The organism is Acinetobacter sp. A47 (genome assembly GCF_000805455.1).
Classification (GTDB): Bacteria; Pseudomonadota; Gammaproteobacteria; order Pseudomonadales; family Moraxellaceae; genus Acinetobacter.
In genome coordinates this window covers 169,275-186,636 of record NZ_JSUS01000064.1, presented here as the reverse complement: position 1 = coordinate 186,636, position 17,362 = coordinate 169,275, and the positions used below count along the sequence as shown (strand labels likewise).

General features: G+C 46.3%; 15 protein-coding genes. 7 read left to right on the top strand and 8 right to left on the bottom strand.

Features of this window, described 5'->3' with window-relative positions:
* Positions 1-131 precede the first annotated feature (131 nt).
* Positions 132-1,373: an OmpP1/FadL family transporter gene (locus OC23_RS13050; RefSeq protein ID WP_038345303.1), complete on the top strand. Its 1,242-nt coding sequence runs from the start codon at positions 132-134 to the stop codon at positions 1,371-1,373.
* Between the two features lie 145 nt (positions 1,374-1,518).
* On the top strand, positions 1,519-1,887 hold the full coding sequence (locus OC23_RS13045) for a hypothetical protein (RefSeq protein ID WP_038345302.1): 369 nt from the start codon (positions 1,519-1,521) through the stop codon (positions 1,885-1,887).
* 62 nt (positions 1,888-1,949) lie between these two features.
* On the opposite strand, the gene OC23_RS13040 is transcribed toward OC23_RS13045, so the two are convergent.
* The 3 genes from OC23_RS13040 to OC23_RS13030 all read right to left on the bottom strand — a co-directional run bounded on the left by OC23_RS13040 (position 1,950) and on the right by OC23_RS13030 (position 6,505).
* Positions 1,950-3,113 (bottom strand): alanine racemase, encoded by a 1,164-nt coding sequence (locus OC23_RS13040; RefSeq protein ID WP_038345301.1) that lies wholly within the window; start codon positions 3,111-3,113, stop codon positions 1,950-1,952.
* A gap of 360 nt (positions 3,114-3,473) precedes the next feature.
* On the bottom strand, positions 3,474-4,760 hold the full coding sequence (locus tag OC23_RS13035) for a D-arabinono-1,4-lactone oxidase (protein WP_038345300.1): 1,287 nt from the start codon (positions 4,758-4,760) through the stop codon (positions 3,474-3,476).
* Positions 4,757-6,505: a neutral/alkaline non-lysosomal ceramidase N-terminal domain-containing protein gene (locus tag OC23_RS13030; RefSeq protein WP_038345299.1), complete on the bottom strand. Its 1,749-nt coding sequence runs from the start codon at positions 6,503-6,505 to the stop codon at positions 4,757-4,759. The genes OC23_RS13035 and OC23_RS13030 overlap by 4 nt, the downstream gene beginning before the upstream one ends.
* Positions 6,506-6,570: 65 nt before the next feature.
* Between OC23_RS13030 and OC23_RS13025 the strand changes: the two genes are divergently transcribed.
* The gene (locus OC23_RS13025; protein ID WP_038345298.1) at positions 6,571-7,665 is read left to right on the top strand and encodes an AraC family transcriptional regulator; all 1,095 of its coding nucleotides are present in this window, start codon (positions 6,571-6,573) and stop codon (positions 7,663-7,665) included.
* Positions 7,666-7,991: 326 nt separating this feature from the next.
* On the opposite strand, the gene tauD is transcribed toward OC23_RS13025, so the two are convergent.
* From tauD to tauA, 4 genes are read right to left on the bottom strand one after another with little or no spacing between them, the layout of a single operon-like run.
* Entirely contained in the window at positions 7,992-8,837 is an 846-nt protein-coding gene (gene tauD / locus OC23_RS13020) for a taurine dioxygenase (protein WP_038345296.1), read from the bottom strand.
* 16 nt (positions 8,838-8,853) lie between these two features.
* A complete protein-coding gene (gene tauC, locus OC23_RS13015; RefSeq protein WP_038345294.1) occupies positions 8,854-9,732 on the bottom strand; it encodes a taurine ABC transporter permease TauC in 879 nt (292 codons plus the stop codon).
* The gene (locus tag OC23_RS13010) at positions 9,729-10,520 is read right to left on the bottom strand and encodes a taurine ABC transporter ATP-binding protein (RefSeq protein ID WP_038345293.1); all 792 of its coding nucleotides are present in this window, start codon (positions 10,518-10,520) and stop codon (positions 9,729-9,731) included. The genes tauC and OC23_RS13010 overlap by 4 nt, the downstream gene beginning before the upstream one ends.
* A 9-nt stretch (positions 10,521-10,529) precedes the next feature.
* On the bottom strand, positions 10,530-11,570 hold the full coding sequence (tauA, locus tag OC23_RS13005) for a taurine ABC transporter substrate-binding protein (RefSeq protein WP_171194793.1): 1,041 nt from the start codon (positions 11,568-11,570) through the stop codon (positions 10,530-10,532).
* A 404-nt stretch (positions 11,571-11,974) separates the two neighbouring features.
* Between tauA and OC23_RS13000 the strand changes: the two genes are divergently transcribed.
* From OC23_RS13000 to OC23_RS12985, 4 genes are all read left to right on the top strand, one after another.
* Positions 11,975-12,484, top strand: a complete 510-nt coding sequence (locus tag OC23_RS13000; protein WP_038345291.1) for a rhodanese-like domain-containing protein — start codon at positions 11,975-11,977, stop codon at positions 12,482-12,484.
* A gap of 53 nt (positions 12,485-12,537) precedes the next feature.
* Positions 12,538-13,476: a serine O-acetyltransferase EpsC gene (gene epsC, locus OC23_RS12995; RefSeq protein WP_038345290.1), complete on the top strand. Its 939-nt coding sequence runs from the start codon at positions 12,538-12,540 to the stop codon at positions 13,474-13,476.
* 234 nt (positions 13,477-13,710) lie between these two features.
* Positions 13,711-14,643 carry a family 2A encapsulin nanocompartment shell protein gene (locus tag OC23_RS12990; protein WP_038345289.1) on the top strand — a complete coding sequence of 311 codons (933 nt, stop codon included), beginning with the start codon at positions 13,711-13,713 and terminating at the stop codon, positions 14,641-14,643.
* Positions 14,618-16,588: a family 2A encapsulin nanocompartment cargo protein cysteine desulfurase gene (locus tag OC23_RS12985; RefSeq protein ID WP_038345288.1), complete on the top strand. Its 1,971-nt coding sequence runs from the start codon at positions 14,618-14,620 to the stop codon at positions 16,586-16,588. The genes OC23_RS12990 and OC23_RS12985 overlap by 26 nt, the downstream gene beginning before the upstream one ends.
* A 46-nt stretch (positions 16,589-16,634) precedes the next feature.
* Here OC23_RS12985 and OC23_RS12980 read toward each other — a convergent pair whose 3' ends face one another.
* Positions 16,635-17,276 (bottom strand): LysE family translocator, encoded by a 642-nt coding sequence (locus OC23_RS12980; RefSeq protein ID WP_009514499.1) that lies wholly within the window; start codon positions 17,274-17,276, stop codon positions 16,635-16,637.
* Positions 17,277-17,362 lie beyond the last annotated feature (86 nt).

Here is a 17,362-nt window from a genome sequence, read left to right as displayed (position 1 = left end):
CACTATCTGTATGGACATGAGTTTTCTATTTAAAATATCGAGTGAAATCAAATTGCTCTAAATAGAAAAGATGACCGTTAATAAAAATATCAGTTCTAAAAATAAGATACGGTTTTACAAGGATGATCAGTATGAAACGCAATTCAATTTTAGCCGGCATCTATGCCCTATTGGCCAGTCCCCTCAACCATGCTGCTGCACTGGATCAGTCCGGCCAGTCCATGTTGGCGTTTCTGGAAAATGGCAATTATGTCGAGGTCAGTGCCACTGCGGTCGATCCTGATATTTCAGGGAAAATCCGTAATCGGCCGGAACTGGTCAATGATCCATCCAACCTGAACTCAGGCAATATGGGCAACAGCTTTCAATATTATGCTGCTGCACTCAAGCTGCAGCTGACCGACCGGATCAGTTTTGGTTTGCTCTATGACCAGCCTTTTGGAGCCGACATTACCTATCCGATGCAATCCAATAATACTTTCTCGGACAATGAATTCACCCAGCAAGGGACATCGGTCAATGTCGACAGCGAAAGTATCAGTATGATTTTCGGGTTCAGTCCGGTTACTGATTTTCAACTCTATGGCGGTGCTGTCTATCAATCGGTCAAAGGTAATGTCGCGCTGCGTGGTAACTCATACAGTGAAGCTTTTAATGGCTATGATGCCCGATTTAAACAGGATCATGCGGTCGGCTGGCTGGCAGGGTTGAGTTATCAAATCCCGGATATTGCCTTAAAAGCCGCAGTGACCTATCGCTCCAAGATCGACCACGATATGCAGGTGACTGAGACCATGTTTGGTGAACCTTTGGAAGTGACGACAGCCAGTAAAACCAAAATTTCAACACCACAATCTGTAAATATTGATTTTCAGACCGGCGTGTATAAAGACACGCTCATATATGCCAACCTGCGCTGGGTCAACTGGAAAGATTTTCATATTCGCCCGACCCAGTTTGGCGCAGTCACCGAATATTTGACAGACCTGATCAGCGAAGGCAGCTATAGCGGAGGTTTTGATCTGGATAGCTACCAAAAAGATCAATGGACGGTCAATTTCGGACTTGGCCATCAATTTACTGAAAAATGGAGTGCCTCCACAGAAGTCAGTTGGGACTCGGGTACCGGCGACCCGGCTTCCACCTTGAATCCCACCAAAGGTTCTTGGGGTGTCGGCTTAGGTGCCCAGTTTAACCCTGCCCCTAACTACTTTATTGCCGCAGGCGTTAAATACTTCTGGTTAGGCGATGTGGTGGCCGAAGACGGTACCTATTACATTCCTGTACCGGGGATCAAACCGGTTGCTGAACAAGCCGATTTTAAAGATAACAGCGCCATTGGCTATGCTTTGAAGATGGGTTATCGCTTTTAGTCATTCAGTCTTATCCAGCCAAGCAGCCGCCTGATCCTGTTTAATTCTTGCGCCTACTTGGCTATTTTCTGGTATTCAATCCACCTATGAGATTAAAATCTCAAAGCATTATTTTAATAATGAATGTCATCTTCAGGAAAATCCAATGAAAAAAAACACTTTTGTCTTTGCAATATGTATATCTGGCTTATTTTTTCCTTTCACAACTTTTGCCAATTCGCCTGATCCCAAAGAGAGCATGGATATTTTTATAGGCACCTTAACTATTCAGGATAATAAAGCCATGTTAACGCGATGTGATATTGCGCAAAATGAATATGTGTTAAAAGATGCCGACTGGTCTAAGGAAAAGGTGGTATCAGGTTTTCTCTCCAACGCCACCAAACTAAAACAGCCGATTTATGCAGAAGTGATCGCAGCCTATAAAAGTGAAAAAGATATCAATATTCTATTGGTCGATTCCATTGAAAACCTGACTGAAGCAAAAAGCTGTCATTTGGCCGATTTATTTTAAAGCTGCGGGTACATGGCAAGTTTTTAGCTCGAATATTGATGAGCAAAGCTTGGGCTCCATCGTCACTCACTAAAAGTCTGCCATGTCTCAAAAGCATGTGTTCGATACAGTTTTAACTCTGAAAATTGAGAAATAATCGCCTCACTCTGTGTGGGTCTTAAAAACACAAAATCATCGACCTGAATATCACAATTCTTCGGTACATTGACCAGCTCCTGATTACTGCTGCGCCCATACAAGACATGGGTATGACACTGATCAGGATAAACATAATCGGCCAGCCAGTAGCCGCCATAAATAAAAAGTGCCTTGCATTTATGCGGTAATTTATCTAGTAACGACATCGAAGGCAGTTGGGTAAATGGCAAGACTTTGAGCACAGGTGCAGCGATCCATAATGCAGGTTGTAATGCCTGTAAAAAATCACTGTCAAAATCACTAGGTTTTAACAACATTGAACCAAAAGACAGGTCATTGCAGACACTTGCTGTGGTATGAAAACTAAAGGTTGGACTACCACCGCCATTAAAACACAGCGCCTCACTCCACAAGGTTGGGAACTGTTTTTGAATCAGCTGCTGATAATGCGCATAAGTCTGCTGGGAGCTGTGATAAGCCAGTTCAGGTTTTTTAATAATGGCAGGGATTTTGGTGACATGCGCATCATAACCCATCAAACCGGCGAGTTTTAAATACTGTGGATTTTGCTCAATCAGCTTTAATATTTCGATCAGCTGTTGTGTCGACTGTACCCCGCCACGATGTAAACCGACATCAATCTCGATATTCAGCTTTAGACAACACGAATGGGTCTGGGCAATCTCAAGATATTGCTGCACACGTTGCTGGGTATCTACCAGCCACTGAATATTGGCATTTGACCATGCTGCATGTTGTTCAAAAAAATGGCGTACAGCCTGAGCCGGCATCGGTTTGCCCAGTAAAATATCGGCTTCGGCAAAATTTTCTAATATCGAAATAATATGTGGTTGATGGAACACCATAAAGCGCTGGGTGTTGATCTGTTCAGATAACAACTTGAGTAAATCCAGACTGGCTAATGACTTTACCACCAAACGTGCTTTTAGATGTTTGGCGTGAGCAAGCCGAATCTGAACATGCTGGATATTTTGTTTTAACGCGGCTTCATCGACGATCAGTTGCGGGGTCGCAATCCCCTGTTTTTTCAGGTCCAGATTGAGTTGCTTAAAATAATGATCCAACATGGCTATACCTTTTTTATTTAATCGTGATCCTAAAAAACCATCCGATATGAGGAAACGTTATATACAACCTGAGCAAGCCAAAGCAGCTAAAGCTTTGGCAAAGCGAAATAAAGCTGAACTACCTTGCAGAGCTAGTCGCTCCTCATGTAGATGACAATGCCTTTGCTCTTACAAAGCTTCAAACACTTCTCAGGGCGAAACCAAAGTAAGGCGAGCCTGAGCAAGCCAAAGCGACTAAAGCTTTAGTGAAGCGCAAGACGAAGTGGCTTATCCTAAAATGGACAAAAACTCGGCAAGACTCCATTAAGTTAATTATTTTTCAATAAATTCAATAAACATTTAAATCAGACCAAGTTAAAACTAACCTAAAAACAGCTTTTCCAGATAGGGATTTAAAAACTTGGCTTTCGGGTCAAGCTGCTGACGCAAAACCATAAAATCATCCCAGTTTGGATATAAAGTCCGTAATTGAGCCGCTGTCAGGGTATGCATTTTCCCCCAATGCGGACGTCCCCGATATTTCTGCAAGATCGGTTCCACCACCTCAAAAATCAACTTCGGGTCTTGTTTGTGGTATTGATGCACTGAAATTGAAATGGAATCTTGCTGATAAAACGGACTGAGCCAAATCTCATCACCTTTCACAAAACGAAATTCGAGTGGAAAAAAGGTCGCAACCTTATACTTTCTTAATGCATGCAAGACCTCATCCAGACAGGCTAACCCCTGATCGACAGGAATCTGATACTCCATTTCATTGAACTTGGTATTACGCGGCGTTGGAAATATGTTACTCGACCAGTCCACATAGGTGGTTGGTTTAACAAAAATGCCCAACAGCTTCTGTAAATAAGGATTCAGTGCAGGAAAGCTTCTGGTCAACTCGGAACACAGGGTTAACAGCGTATCGTCAGACGGGAAATTTTGCTTGCGTGGCAAAATTTCGTCCTCGGTTTCCTCTAGAGTTTTGAGCATTAACTGTTTTTCATGGGAAAATACAAAGCACTCAATATGCCGATGCTGATGTTTCCATTGCTGAATATTCTGCTGCATCTCTTCTACCGGACAGAGCCGGATATGTTCTTTCAGTTTATAACGGGGACGATTCTGCATGGTGATCCGGGTCAGGATGCCCAGACTTCCTAAAGACACCCGTCCTGCGGCAAAAATCTCGAGATTTTCGCTACGGCTACATTTGAGTATTTCACCCGAAGCCGTCAACAGCTCAAAAGCTTCGACATAGCCGGAAATACAGTGTAAGTCTGCACCTGTGCCATGTGTACCGGTAGAGACCGCCCCTGCCAGACTTTGCTGGTCAATATCGCCCTGATTGATCAAGGCCTGATTGATGGACTGCTGCTGTAAAAGCCGGTCAAGGTCAAACAGGCGGGTACCGGCATAAATACTGCTCTGGCAAAGTCCGGCATCGGTCGAGGCAATGCCGGCAATATGATCTAAAGACAACAAGGTGGCATCACTACACACCAACGGCGTAAAAGAATGCCCTGCACCGATCACGCGTATTTTTTGTTGCTGAGCAACGATGCTCTGTAGTTCTTGAATATTGGCAGGATGTAAAATCTGTTGCGGTTTGGATTGTTGAAAACCGGACCAGTTTGACCAGATGCCTTGTTTTAGATCACTCATACTGCCTCTCCCTGGCTAACGGCCGTTTTTACATTGCCATGATTAGTACGTTTTGTGAGTTCCTGTGCGGAAATCGCTTGTGGTCGCGTCATTGCATCGTAATGACGTTTGTTTTTTTCCAGTAATAATTGTTCTGCTAACTCTTTGAATTTGCTCTGACAGGCAGCCAGTGTCCATTGACCAAATAAGGTATGTCCTCCCTCATACGCCTGCTCCTGATATTCTTCATAGGTGGTGACATAACCCATATAATCATTGCAGTAGGATGCGAACCAGACATTTTCAGTTGCAGCCTGTGCAGCAAGTGTCTGTTGAACTATATCTACAACACGCTGCCCTGCGATGGTGGTAAATTCTCCAGGACAACAGACCAGCGCTAACGTGCCCAGTCGTATAATCTGCAAGGGAACCACGCTCGGGACTAAAGGGCTCTGCTCAATTGCGCCTGCGTTTACCTGACGCTTCATCTCGGCAATTAATGGGTCAAGCATACCCGGCGCAAAACCAATCGGCTGGCCTAAAATCTTTTTGGCCCCCGCTTCCAGTACGATCTGTTTCGGCCCTTGAGAAGCGTATAGTTGCTGATAAGCCATAAAGTCGGCCGCAGCAGGATTTTTCAGCTTGTGTTTACGCAGCTGACCAGCCAAAAATTGCAAACCTTTAATCAGCGGTTTTGGCGCACCGGCTCCATCGACGGGCGTACCTGCAAAAAATGCGGTGCCATGACAAGGCTGACTGGTTCTTGCACCAGCCTGTCCATAAGCCAATGCAGCCGGAATCTCGATATTGCCAAGATCGACATAGGACAAAACAGCATCGATTTCACCTTCAACATTTTTCAGATTTGCAGACATTTGCTGTTGTAAGGCCGTCAAAGCCAGATCACTTTGATAACGGCCATTTTGCTGTGCGTACTGGTATTGCTGCTCGCCTTTGATCTTGTTGCGAATCTTGAGCTGGTCTTTGCCATGAAAATGCGGCGATACGTCCCCTGCAGTAGCTTGGGCAAAAATTGTCACTGGATTTTGAACCCCTTGCTCAGTTAAAGCCTGCTCGGAAAATGCAGCCGCATAACCTTTATTATCGCCACCATAGGCGTTTAAAGAATTTCCCAGACAGGTTGCATGTACCCCGAATAAGGAAATAAAGGACTGGAGCTTTTGTTCCCGATAGAAACCAATCAGTTGCATTTCACGATTCAAGGCCAGATGCGTTGCAGCTTCTGTCCGTGGCTGAACTTCTGGATTACGATTATAGGCTTTGATTGAACGATTCCATGCCACAGGTGTCTGTGCTGGAAAAGCTTGGGTACCAATCAATATTTCAGTGTCTTGTTCAGACGCCATCGCATTTTGAATACTTTGTACAATCGCCTCCACAATGGCTGTTAAATGTTCAGGTACAAAACCCGGTGTCGGTATATTGTAGAGTGCTTCATGGGCACAACCGCCGGGCCCGGAATGAGTGTGGGTGGCCATGAGAAGCAGTTGATTTTCATCAAATTGCGAATCTAGAATTTGTGTAAGTTGCGCTACAGTTTGGCTGCGTATGGCATGGGTAATACAGCCCAGATCCAGACAGCAGATCAGCAACCGGTTGCTGTGCTGATCGACCATACTGACACTACGCGCATATAAAGCAGTTCTTTGCCGATAAGCCCGGTGTGACCATTGCCCATAGCCAAACATGGCATAGCCTTTCGGGGTAATTTTGATTTGCTGTTTATCCCAGCCCACCTGATACATCACAACATCCTTTTTTCGATTCTTTTTTTAATGGCCTTAAAGCATGTTGAAAGTTAATCAAAATTATGCGATACCCGACAGGGTTAAAGGCACTTTTCTCTGGGGGGCAAAACGGACTTATGCCTAAACACAATAGCGATAAACATATCCGGCAGCCATTGATTCCACCAACGATTCTGGCCAGCCTGATTCACTATGCAGAACAGCAGCATTGGGATTATGCGGCATGGTTCCAGCATGCCGGCCTGAACATTGCGCAGTTGCAGCACACCCGCAGTATGGTGGGTTTTGGCCAGCTCTGCGAGGTCGTCCGGCAAGCCATCTCTACCTATCAACAGCCTGACCTTGGCCTCAAGCTGGGCAGCAGTGAAGGCCTGATTTCGATGGGGATTCTGGGCTTTGCCATGCAATCATGTAAAACCGTGGCCGATGCTTTGGATATAGCACTTCGCTATCACCAGATTTCTGGCAGTGTACTGATGCTCGGATTTTCGGTTTCGGGAGATGTTTGCGAACTGGAAGTCACTGACCCACATGCGTGTAATGACCTGAAAGCCTTTTTCCATGATGAATTATTTAGCAGCATCATTACCTGTTTGAATGCCATGCTGGGCGATCATGCCGATGTGATCAGTCTGGAACTCAGCTATTTGCCCAGTACTGATCCGGCACAGTACGAAAACATTTTTGGCTGCCCTGTCCGGTTTAACAGGGCTAAAAACCTCATGCGCTTTAACAGTCGCCTGTTACAGCGTGACCTGAAAAATTATAGCCCGGCCAACTACGCCACCGCGATCCAGATCTGTGAACAGGCCTTACAGGAAATCGAACGGCTGAATCAGGTTGGCTATGTACAGTTAGTTGAGCATTTGATTGAACGGCATTTACCTGAACGCTTTGAGATGCAGCAGGCCGCAGAACAGTTACACCTCAGCGAACGCCATTTAAGACGGCAATTATTAGCAGAAGGTTTGAGTTTTCAGCAAATCCGGCAAAATGTACTGGAGTATAAGGCCAAGCAATTAATACAGCAGAACCTGTCCATGAGTGAGATTAGCCTGCAACTGGGCTTTAGCGAGTTACGTGAATTCCGACGTGCCTTTAAACGCTGGACCGGACAAGCGCCTTCGGTTTATAAACAAGAAGCTCATTTTAATTAAATAACGCTTTGAAAATTTTTGATTAATTGGTGCTATCCGCCATTTTACATAGAACTTTTCTCAGGAATCACTGGTGCTACAGGTCAGCCACAACCTGCGTGAGATTAATCAGATGCGATTTCTGCGATTAATTTAAAGAGATGCTGAAAGAAGACAGGTTTTGTGGATGACAATGGTTTTGGTTACTTTTGCCGAAACAAAAGTAACTCCAGCTGAAGGCTTATACCAAAATAGGATGAGATCTCCGTAAGATTCCACAGAAACTATCGAACCGTAAAATAAAAAAGCTTGGGACTTTACCCAAGCTTTCTCATCAAAATCAAAGCTTAACTCGCTGCCTGATAAAACGGCACATCACCATTAATCGTGGCACGATGCATAATTCGATGCGCATCACCATAATCAAATAAAGCCTTATGCTGGGTGCAACGATTATCCCAGATTGCCACATCACCTGCCTGCCACTGCCAACGCAAATGGAATTGCTCTTTGGTCGCATGCGCAAATAAATACGCTAGCAATTCAGCGCTTTCAGATTCATCCAGCTCATTGATCCGTGTGGTAAAACCTTCACTCACAAACAAAATCGGTTGTCCCGTGACCGGATGCGTTCTCACCACAGGATGCACCACAGGTGGATTACGCTTAAAGGTTTCTTGCAGTTTTTGACGTTCAACATCATTATGCGCAAACCGTTCAATCGGGAAAGACTGGCGAATGTCATGCGTTGCGGTTAAACCTTTTAACTTTTGCTGCAAGTCTTGATCTAGAGCTGCAAATGCCGCCGCACCACTTGACCAAAGCGTATCACCGCCTACAGGTGGAATCTTGATGGCTTGCAAGACACAGCCCAATGGCGGTTTCTGGCTAAAAGTCACATCAGTGTGCCAGAGTTCATTGTCACGCAAGTCCTGTTTCCAGCTATCGAGCACAATGATTTCAGGAACATTGTCTACCGATGGATAAATCGGATGGATATGCAGGGAACCAAAACCACGTGCCAGTTCTGCCTGTGCCTGAGGAGCAAGCTGCTGGTTGCGGAAGAAGATCACGTGATGATCCAGCAACGCCTGTTGAATTTGTTGGGTAGTATGTTCATCAGCCGTGTTTAAATCAACATCGTGAATAATGGCACCAATGGTCGGTTTAATAACTTCAATATTTAACGTCATCTTCTACTACTCACACTTATAACTGTTGGCCATACCAAGGAGATAATTGCTTCTGTAACCAACGCAAAAACAATTCAAAACTGACTGCAACGATTGCAATTACGATAATGCCGAGAACCACGGTATCGGTAATCAGGAACTGCGCTGCCGACTGCACCATAAAACCAATGCCCCGATCTGCCGCGACCAATTCTGAAGCCACCAAGGTTGACCAGCCTACGCCCAGTCCAATCCGGATACCGGTCAGAATATGCGGTAAAGCTGTCGGCAGAATCACATGCCAGAACACCTGTGACTGGCTCGCTCCCAAAGACAACGCTGCACGCTCACGATTAAGCTGATGGCTCAGTACCCCATGGGTACTGCTGATAATCACAGGCGCAAGGATTGAAAAGAAAATCAAAAGTACTTTGGTGGTTTCACCAATCCCGAACCAGATCACCAATAAGGGCAAATACGCCAGTGGTGGAATCGGACGCAATAACTCAACCAGTGGATCAAGCACGGCACGCACCCATTTATTCAGTCCCATCCACAAGCCTAAAGGCACGCCAATGGCAATCGCGGCAAGCAATGCCAATAACACGCGAGAAATACTTGCAGCCAGATGCTGCCATAAGGTGGCTTTCATAAAGCCTTGCTGGCTGACTTCAAGAAATTTTTGCCATACCGCTTGTGGACTTGGTAAAAATAGGCTTGGGACAATTTTTAATGCCGTGATCAGATACCAGATCACCAAGACACTCAATACGCTGGCAAGGCTGATGACCACACTACGATGACGGGCCACAAAAGCCCCGATCGGATTTAAAACCGAAGCTGAGGGTATTTTGCCCGGTTGCAGCTGTTGCGTTTTGCTCACGTCATATGCGGTATTTTCTGCTGGTCCCGTCATACAGCCACCTCATGCCCTGCCTGTTTCTGCACACGTAAGCGTTCAAACAGTTGCTCACGTAACTGGATAAATTGTGGATCCGACTTAATCGCACGGATCGACTCACCCTGTTTATAACGATCAGCAAAATCCAGTTTTAAGGTCTCGACGATTTTTCCTGGACGCGCTGTCATCAATACCAGTTGATTGCTGAGCAACAATGCTTCCTCAATGTCATGGGTAATCAGGAAAAACGATTTATTCTGTTCAATCCATAAATCCAGCACCAGTTGCTGCATGGTTTCACGGGTAAAGGCATCCAGCGCAGCAAAAGGCTCATCCAGCAAAATGAATGCTGCATGGCTGATCAAGGCACGTGCAATACCGACACGTTGTTTCATGCCGCCTGACAATTCCCAGATATTGGCTTGAGCCACATGACTCAACCCCACAATTTTCAGGATTGCATCGACCTGCTGCTGAATTTCTTGCGCTTTCAAGCCTTTGAGCTGTAAAGCAAAACCGATATTTTCAGAGACATTCAGCCAAGGCAGTAAGGCATGATCCTGAAACACCACTGCACGGCGTGCATCGGGTGCCGTCACCACTTCATGATCCAGGGTAATCTGGCCCGAACTTGGCTGTTGAAAGCCGGCCAAGATATTCAGCAAGGTTGTTTTACCACAGCCCGACTCACCCAAAATCACGGTCAAGCTGCCTTCTTCAATCTTCAGGTTAATCTCCTGAAGCACAGGCACCGTCTGCTTTGGAAAAGTTAAATGAAGATGCTCTGCAGCTAATACGCTCATGTCGATCTCCTAGGGCTGTAAGAACTGGGTGGTGACATTGGCTTGATAATCAGGCTTGACCTGATCGACCTTGCCCTGGCTTTTTAGGAATGTTGCGGTATCAAAAATATTTTTGGCAAACTCACCCGCTAAAGTCGCGTGTTGTTGCTGGCCATTCAGATAAATATTGCCGGATAACAGTAAAGGAATATCTTTCACATCAGAGCCTGTCAGCTGAGCAATTTTCTGGATATGATCGGCATTTTGTTCAAATGCTTTCGGATCTTGGTTATAGCGTTCAATCTGCTGCAGGCTGGTCTGCACAAAAGCTTTCAAGAACGCTGGATTTTTCTCGGCAAAGTCTTTACGAACCACCCATAAATCATAGGTTGGTGCACCCCACTCGCCGACCTGTTTCGAGTCAGTCAGGACATGCCCACTGGCTTTGACCTTGCTTAATGCAGGTTCCCAGACATAAGTGGCATCAATATCACCACGCTCCCAGGCAGCCGTGATTTCAGGTGGACGTAAATTAATGATCTTGACCTGATTATCGGCAATATTCCAGTGCTTGAGTGCTGACAACAAGCTGTAATGTGTGGTCGAAACAAACGGCACCGCAATGGTTTTGCCAATCAAGTCTTGCGGGTTTTTGATGCCGGATTTATTGCTGACCACGAGGGCTTCTGAACCACCTAATTTTGCTGTGACCAGAAAGACTTCAATCGGTAAATCACGACTGGCTGCAGCAGCCAGCGGGCTGGAACCAATATTGCCAATCACCACATCACCCGAGGCCAAAGCATTAACCACATCCGAACCGGCATCAAATTTGCGCCACTGGATTGCCTGCCCGCTGTCACGTTCATAATCACCGCTGGCCTGCGCAACCTTGGTCGGATCAACGCCGGTCTGATAGGCAATCACCACCGCTTTATTGTTTTTTGTTTGGGCAGGAGCCGCATCTTTCTGGTTTTGATAGACAATAAAAGCAACAATCGCCACAAGGACGATTGCTGTAACAATTAGCGGCTTGGTGTTCTTGATGCCCATATTTAAATGATCTTTCAACAATATGGGCCTATGGTATGCGTGAGGGTTTATGATTAAAAATAAGAAAAAGTGAGTTACTTATTCATTTGAGAGATAAGAATAGGTACTGGCCATTGTTTGCTGTTTTTATCACCACCCTGTTTATTTGACTATATTTGCATTTTATTTTTTCCAGATTAATATTCAGGGTAAATATTCCTCAGCTTAATTGAAAAGTAAAATATTTAATCCTGATAATTTCATATTTAAATATAATAAGCACAATTATTTTAAAATGTTCTTTAAACCATATTCCGAATAAGTTAATAAATAACCATTATTTATCAAATACAGATATATAAATAAATATAGATTATTTTCCTGCTGATAAAAACAAACCTAAGATAAAAATCATCCCGCTGTTGTATATAAAGGCTATAACAATGAACGCTCAACTTGATTCTGTATCAGCAACAGAATCTGCCAGTCCTGCTCAGGGTTCTTCAAATGATCCTCAAGATATCCTGCAACGTGCACAGCAATATGCAGAAGACAATGAACTTGATTTTACCGGCAGTATTCCCCCTGCCGAAGCCTGGTTTCTGGTGCAACACGGCCATGCCGTGCTGGTAGATGTGCGCACCCATGAAGAACGTAAATTTGTCGGTTATGTACCTGAAAGTATCCATGTGGCATGGGCAACGGGCACCTCATTCAACCGTAATCCGCGCTTCTTGAAAGAACTGGATAGCAAAGTCGGCAAAGACCAGATCATTCTCTTGCTCTGCCGTAGTGGTAAACGCTCGGCTTTGGCAGCAACCGCAGCCTATAGCGCCGGTTTTGCCCAGGTTTATAACGTACTGGAAGGTTTTGAAGGCGATCTGAACGAACAGCAACAGCGTAATCAGAGCAATGGCTGGCGTATTCATCAATTACCCTGGCTACAAGACTGATACGGCTTTTAAAGCCTGATGTTTTTTAACCCCTCTTTTTGCAAGGAACTCTCGTGAGCCAATGGAAAATACAGCCGGTGGTCGAAGGCTTACAACACGCACGACATGAATGGCGGGAGCGGCAACACCGTATCAAGGAATTTGGTGGACGCGAACTTCCATCCAAAGAGGCGCTTAAATCAATACTGGATGATCTGTGCGGCATCCTGTTTCCAATGCGGCTTGGGCCCAGTGAGCTGCGCCAGGAAACAGAAGATTATTATATTGCCTATACGCTTGACCGGGTCTTGAATGCCCTGTTTGCACAGGTCAAGCTGGCTTTGAATTATGAAGCCAAAAGTCGCGTCAAGGCCATCCCTGTCTCAAGCAATGACAGGCTGCTGTATGAGCAGCAGGTGGCTTTGGCACAGACCATCGTACAGGATTTTGCCAATACCTTGCCTGAGATTCGTCGTCTACTGGATGCCGATGTCTGTGCAGCTTATGAAGGTGATCCGGCAGCGCATAGTGTTGATGAAGTCCTGCTCTGCTATCCGGGCATTTTCGCCATCATTCACCATCGTATTGCCCATCAGCTCTACCCCAGTGTACCGCTGCTCTCCCGGATTATTTCTGAACTGGCTCATTCAGCCACCGGGATTGATATCCATCCGGGTGCGCAAATCGGAAAAGGCTTCTTTATCGATCATGGTACCGGCGTGGTGATTGGTGAAACCTCGGTCATTGGTGAACAGGTCCGTATCTATCAGGCGGTGACTCTGGGCGCAAAACGCTTCGAGCTAAATGATGACGGTGGCTTGAAAAAAGATTATGCACGCCATCCGATTGTTGAAGATCATGTGGTGATCTATGCAGGAGCAACCATTTTAGGCCGTATCAGTATTGGTCAAGGCTCGATCATTGGTGGCAATGTCTGGCTCACCCATAGTGTTGCCGCAGGTAGCCAGATTTTACAGTCGCCAAGTGAGTCCTTGCATAACAGCAAGGTTTAATTAAATGATAAAGATCAAATATTTTTAAATTTAGTCGATTATCTGCGGTTTTTATATTTATTGAACATCAATAGATGTATATGAAACAAGAAATCATTCAGGATGATTAATCTCTTATTCATATTTTTCAAAAACAATAAAACCCTTCTAGTCTGCCTAAATAAATACCCCAACAACACTGAAATAAAACCAGACCTTTTATTAACAACGCCAAAAATACAGGAAAACCGATTCATGGCAAAAACCATAGATAAAGCCCAACTTGCACTCGGGGATCACGCAGCCAGACAGCTTGCCAATGCCACCAAGACCGTACCGCAACTTTCCACCATTACCCCACGCTGGCTTACGCATTTATTGCAGTGGCTGCCTGTTGAAGCCGGGATTTACCGCGTCAACCGGGTCAGCAATACCGACGACATCCAGGTGGCATGTACGCAACGTGATGAAGCCACTTTGCCACAAACCTTTGTTGATTATGATGCCCAGCCGCGTGAATATTTTTTAAACGGTGTTTCTACCGTTCTGGATATTCATACCCGTGTTGCCGATCTTTATAGCAGTCCGCATGACCAGATCAAGGAACAGTTACGCCTGACCATTGAAACCATTAAAGAACGTCAGGAAAGCGAGCTGATCAATAACCCTGAATACGGCTTGTTGGCCAGTGTCGCAGATGAACAGCGCCTTTCTACCCTGAACGGCCCGCCTACGCCCGATGACTTTGATGATTTATTGCGGAAAGTCTGGAAGGAACCGGGCTTCTTTCTGGCGCATCCAGATGCAATTGCAGCATTTGGCCGTGAATGTACCCGTCGTGGCGTCCCCCCACCAACGGTAAGCCTGTTTGGTTCCCAGTTCATTACCTGGCGGGGTGTACCACTGATTCCATCCAACAAGATTCCGGTAGAAGATGGTAAAACCAAAATCCTGCTACTGCGTGTGGGTGAAAAACGTCAAGGTGTGGTGGGCTTGTTCCAGCCGGGCCTGGCTGGTGAGCAGTCGCCGGGGCTTTCGGTACGCTTCATGGGCATTAACCGTAATGCGATTGCCTCGTATCTGATCTCGCTATATTGCTCATTGGCAGTTTTGACCGAGGATGCTCTGGCTGTACTCGAAGATGTGGAGGTGGACAAGTATCATGACTACCCAGTTAACTACAAATAAGCTTTCATCTATCACTGCTGGACAAGCTCATCCATCGGGTTCTGAAGTGGCCGGTGTTCTTCCACCGTCCAGCTTGCCGGATGAAGCAGCCCTTGCTCGGCTGGCTTCCGAACTGTTTGCTGCACGACCTGCCTCAGGCAGCGGCCATGCTGCCGGCCTGAATCTGGATGTCCCCAATGTTGGCCCACCGCCCCATCAGCCACAACCTGCCGAGCCTTTAGCAGCGTTGAGTGGCCGTGCACCAAATCTTGCTTACCAGAAAGGCTTGAATCCGGACTATCCCGAGCATATTCCCAACTATCCCGATGATCCTGAGCGTCGTGCCATTGCCTCTGCACCCGTGGTCGGTGGTGCGAATTTACCGCGTCCTCCGCTTGAACCCAATTTTCCACAGACCATTCATCGTGCGCCGAATGTGCCTGTGGTTGAACCTTCTCATCCTTCTGCAAGCAAGGCATCGCCGTTTTACTTTTTAAATGATTTTGCAGCACCGGGCACATCAGGTTCCGAATTTGATGCTGCCAGTTTTGCGACTGCACAATCATTTCAATTGCCGCACGGCGATGTACTAAAAAGCGTGTTACAGCAAGATTCTCAAGCTTCAACTCAAGCAAAGAATCATGCATCTTCAGGCTTTTACTTTCTGAATCTGCCGCAACACAATGCAGGTTATGGCAATTATCGACCGTCACAACCGCAGTTTGTAAGTCATGCAGCTCAAGCTCTGGATATTCAGGCGATTCGTCGTGATTTTCCCATTCTGCAAGAACGTGTCAATGGTCGACCTCTGGTCTGGTTTGACAATGCAGCGACCACGCAGAAACCACAAAGTGTAATCGATCGTATTGCCTATTTTTATCAGCACGAAAATTCCAATATTCATCGGGCTGCACATGAACTGGCCGCACGGGCAAGCGATGCCTATGAACATGCACGCCATGTGGTCGCCCGTTTTATCGGGGCCGCCTCCTCCAAAGAGATCATTTTTGTTCGTGGCACCACTGAAGGCATTAACCTGATTGCCAAGACGTGGGGAGAGCAGCATATTGCTGAAGGTGATGAAATCATCGTGTCGCATCTTGAGCATCATGCCAACATCGTCCCGTGGTTCCAACTGAGCAAAAAAGTCGGCGCCAGACTTCGTGTCATTCCGGTGGATGATACCGGCCAGATCATTCTGGAAGAACTGCCAAAACTGATCAATGCACGCACCAAACTGATCTCGATTACCCAGGTGTCCAATGCCTTAGGTACGGTCACTCCTGTCGCCGAGGTCATCAAGATCGCGCATGCCAAAGGAGTGCGGGTGCTGGTCGATGGTGCTCAATCGGTTTCGCATATGCCAACCGATGTGCAGGCGCTTGATGCCGACTTTTTTGTGTTCTCCGGACATAAAGTGTTTGGGCCGACCGGGATTGGTGCGGTCTATGCCAAACCTGAAATTCTGGAAAGCATGCCCGTATGGGAAGGTGGCGGCAATATGATTCAGGATGTGAGCTTTGAACAGGTGGTTTACCAGCCTGCTCCCAACAAGTTTGAAGCTGGCACGGGTAATATTGCCGATGCAGTTGGTCTAGCGGCAGCACTGGAATATGTAGAACGCCTTGGCATACACAATATTGCCCGTTATGAACATGACTTGCTGCAATATGGCCAGTATGCCTTAAGCAGCGTCGCAGGTTTGAGACCGGTTGGCACGGCGAAAAACAAAGCCAGCGTGATGTCCTTTACCCTTGCAGGTTATTCAACCACGCAAGTGGGTCAGGCGCTGAACCAGCATGGCATTGCCGTGCGTTCAGGTCATCATTGCGCCCAGCCGATCTTGCGTCGTTTTGGGGTGGAACAGACGGTACGCCCTTCTCTGGCCTTTTACAACACCACGGAAGAAATTGATTTGCTGGTGTCAGTCTTACATCAGCTGACCAGAAACCAAAGGAGCGCTTAAACGCGCTCCAATCAAAATGACTGCCTCAGAGCAGTCATTTTTCTATTCAGGCAAAGGCAACGCTCCAGATCAATCGTATTGCAACTGCACTCAATATAACCCCCATCACCCGTTCAAAATACACGCCAAACTGCAAAAAGCGTTTACGTACCACCGGCTGGGCGAACATGAAACTGACCAGAATAAACCACAGCGCATTGACCAGACACATCCAGATGCCATAACCGATTTGTATCTTTAACGGGGTTGCCGGACTCACGATGGTGGTAAAAATCGCCAGAAAAAACACGGTCGCTTTCGGATTCAGGGCATTGGTTAAAAACCCCATCTTGAAGGCCTGCAACGCGCTCGGTTTGCCCGGTGCTTCACCTGCCAGAATATCCAGACTGGCATCTGGCTGGCTGCGCAAACATTGCCAGCCCAAGTAAATCAGATAGGCCGCCCCGGCGACCCGCAATACCGACATTAACCAGACACTTTGCTGGATCAGCACGCCCACACCGACCAAGGTATAAAACACATGTACCGAAATGCCGACACCAATCCCGATTGCTGTAAGACAGCCAATGGCATAGCCATAGCGGACACTCTGGCGTACGGTAATAATAAAATCGGGGCCCGGTAAAACAACTGCCATAAAATGGATCAATGCCAAGGCCAGAAACTCATGTCCATACAATTGCCACATTTGATTTATCTCCATAATTACGACAGGAAAAAGATTGTATTGCGATTTTTAAAGCGCGATAATCTAGTCAAAATCCAAATAACTTT

Excerpts from the sequence above, each read along its gene's own strand:
- OC23_RS13000 (WP_038345291.1), top strand. The coding sequence starts at position 11,975 with ATGAACGCTCAACTTGATTCTGTATCAGCAACAGAATCTGCCAGTCCT.
- OC23_RS13035 (WP_038345300.1), bottom strand. The coding sequence starts at position 4,760 with ATGAGTGATCTAAAACAAGGCATCTGGTCAAACTGGTCCGGTTTTCAA.
- OC23_RS13045 (WP_038345302.1), top strand. The coding sequence starts at position 1,519 with ATGAAAAAAAACACTTTTGTCTTTGCAATATGTATATCTGGCTTATTT.
- OC23_RS12990 (WP_038345289.1), top strand. The coding sequence starts at position 13,711 with ATGGCAAAAACCATAGATAAAGCCCAACTTGCACTCGGGGATCACGCA.
- OC23_RS12985 (WP_038345288.1), top strand. The coding sequence starts at position 14,618 with ATGACTACCCAGTTAACTACAAATAAGCTTTCATCTATCACTGCTGGA.
- OC23_RS12980 (WP_009514499.1), bottom strand. The coding sequence starts at position 17,276 with ATGTGGCAATTGTATGGACATGAGTTTCTGGCCTTGGCATTGATCCAT.
- OC23_RS13050 (WP_038345303.1), top strand. The coding sequence starts at position 132 with ATGAAACGCAATTCAATTTTAGCCGGCATCTATGCCCTATTGGCCAGT.
- OC23_RS13030 (WP_038345299.1), bottom strand. The coding sequence starts at position 6,505 with ATGTATCAGGTGGGCTGGGATAAACAGCAAATCAAAATTACCCCGAAA.
- tauD (WP_038345296.1), bottom strand. The coding sequence starts at position 8,837 with ATGACGTTAAATATTGAAGTTATTAAACCGACCATTGGTGCCATTATT.
- OC23_RS13010 (WP_038345293.1), bottom strand. The coding sequence starts at position 10,520 with ATGAGCGTATTAGCTGCAGAGCATCTTCATTTAACTTTTCCAAAGCAG.
- OC23_RS13025 (WP_038345298.1), top strand. The coding sequence starts at position 6,571 with ATGCGATACCCGACAGGGTTAAAGGCACTTTTCTCTGGGGGGCAAAAC.
- OC23_RS13040 (WP_038345301.1), bottom strand. The coding sequence starts at position 3,113 with ATGTTGGATCATTATTTTAAGCAACTCAATCTGGACCTGAAAAAACAG.
- tauC (WP_038345294.1), bottom strand. The coding sequence starts at position 9,732 with ATGACGGGACCAGCAGAAAATACCGCATATGACGTGAGCAAAACGCAA.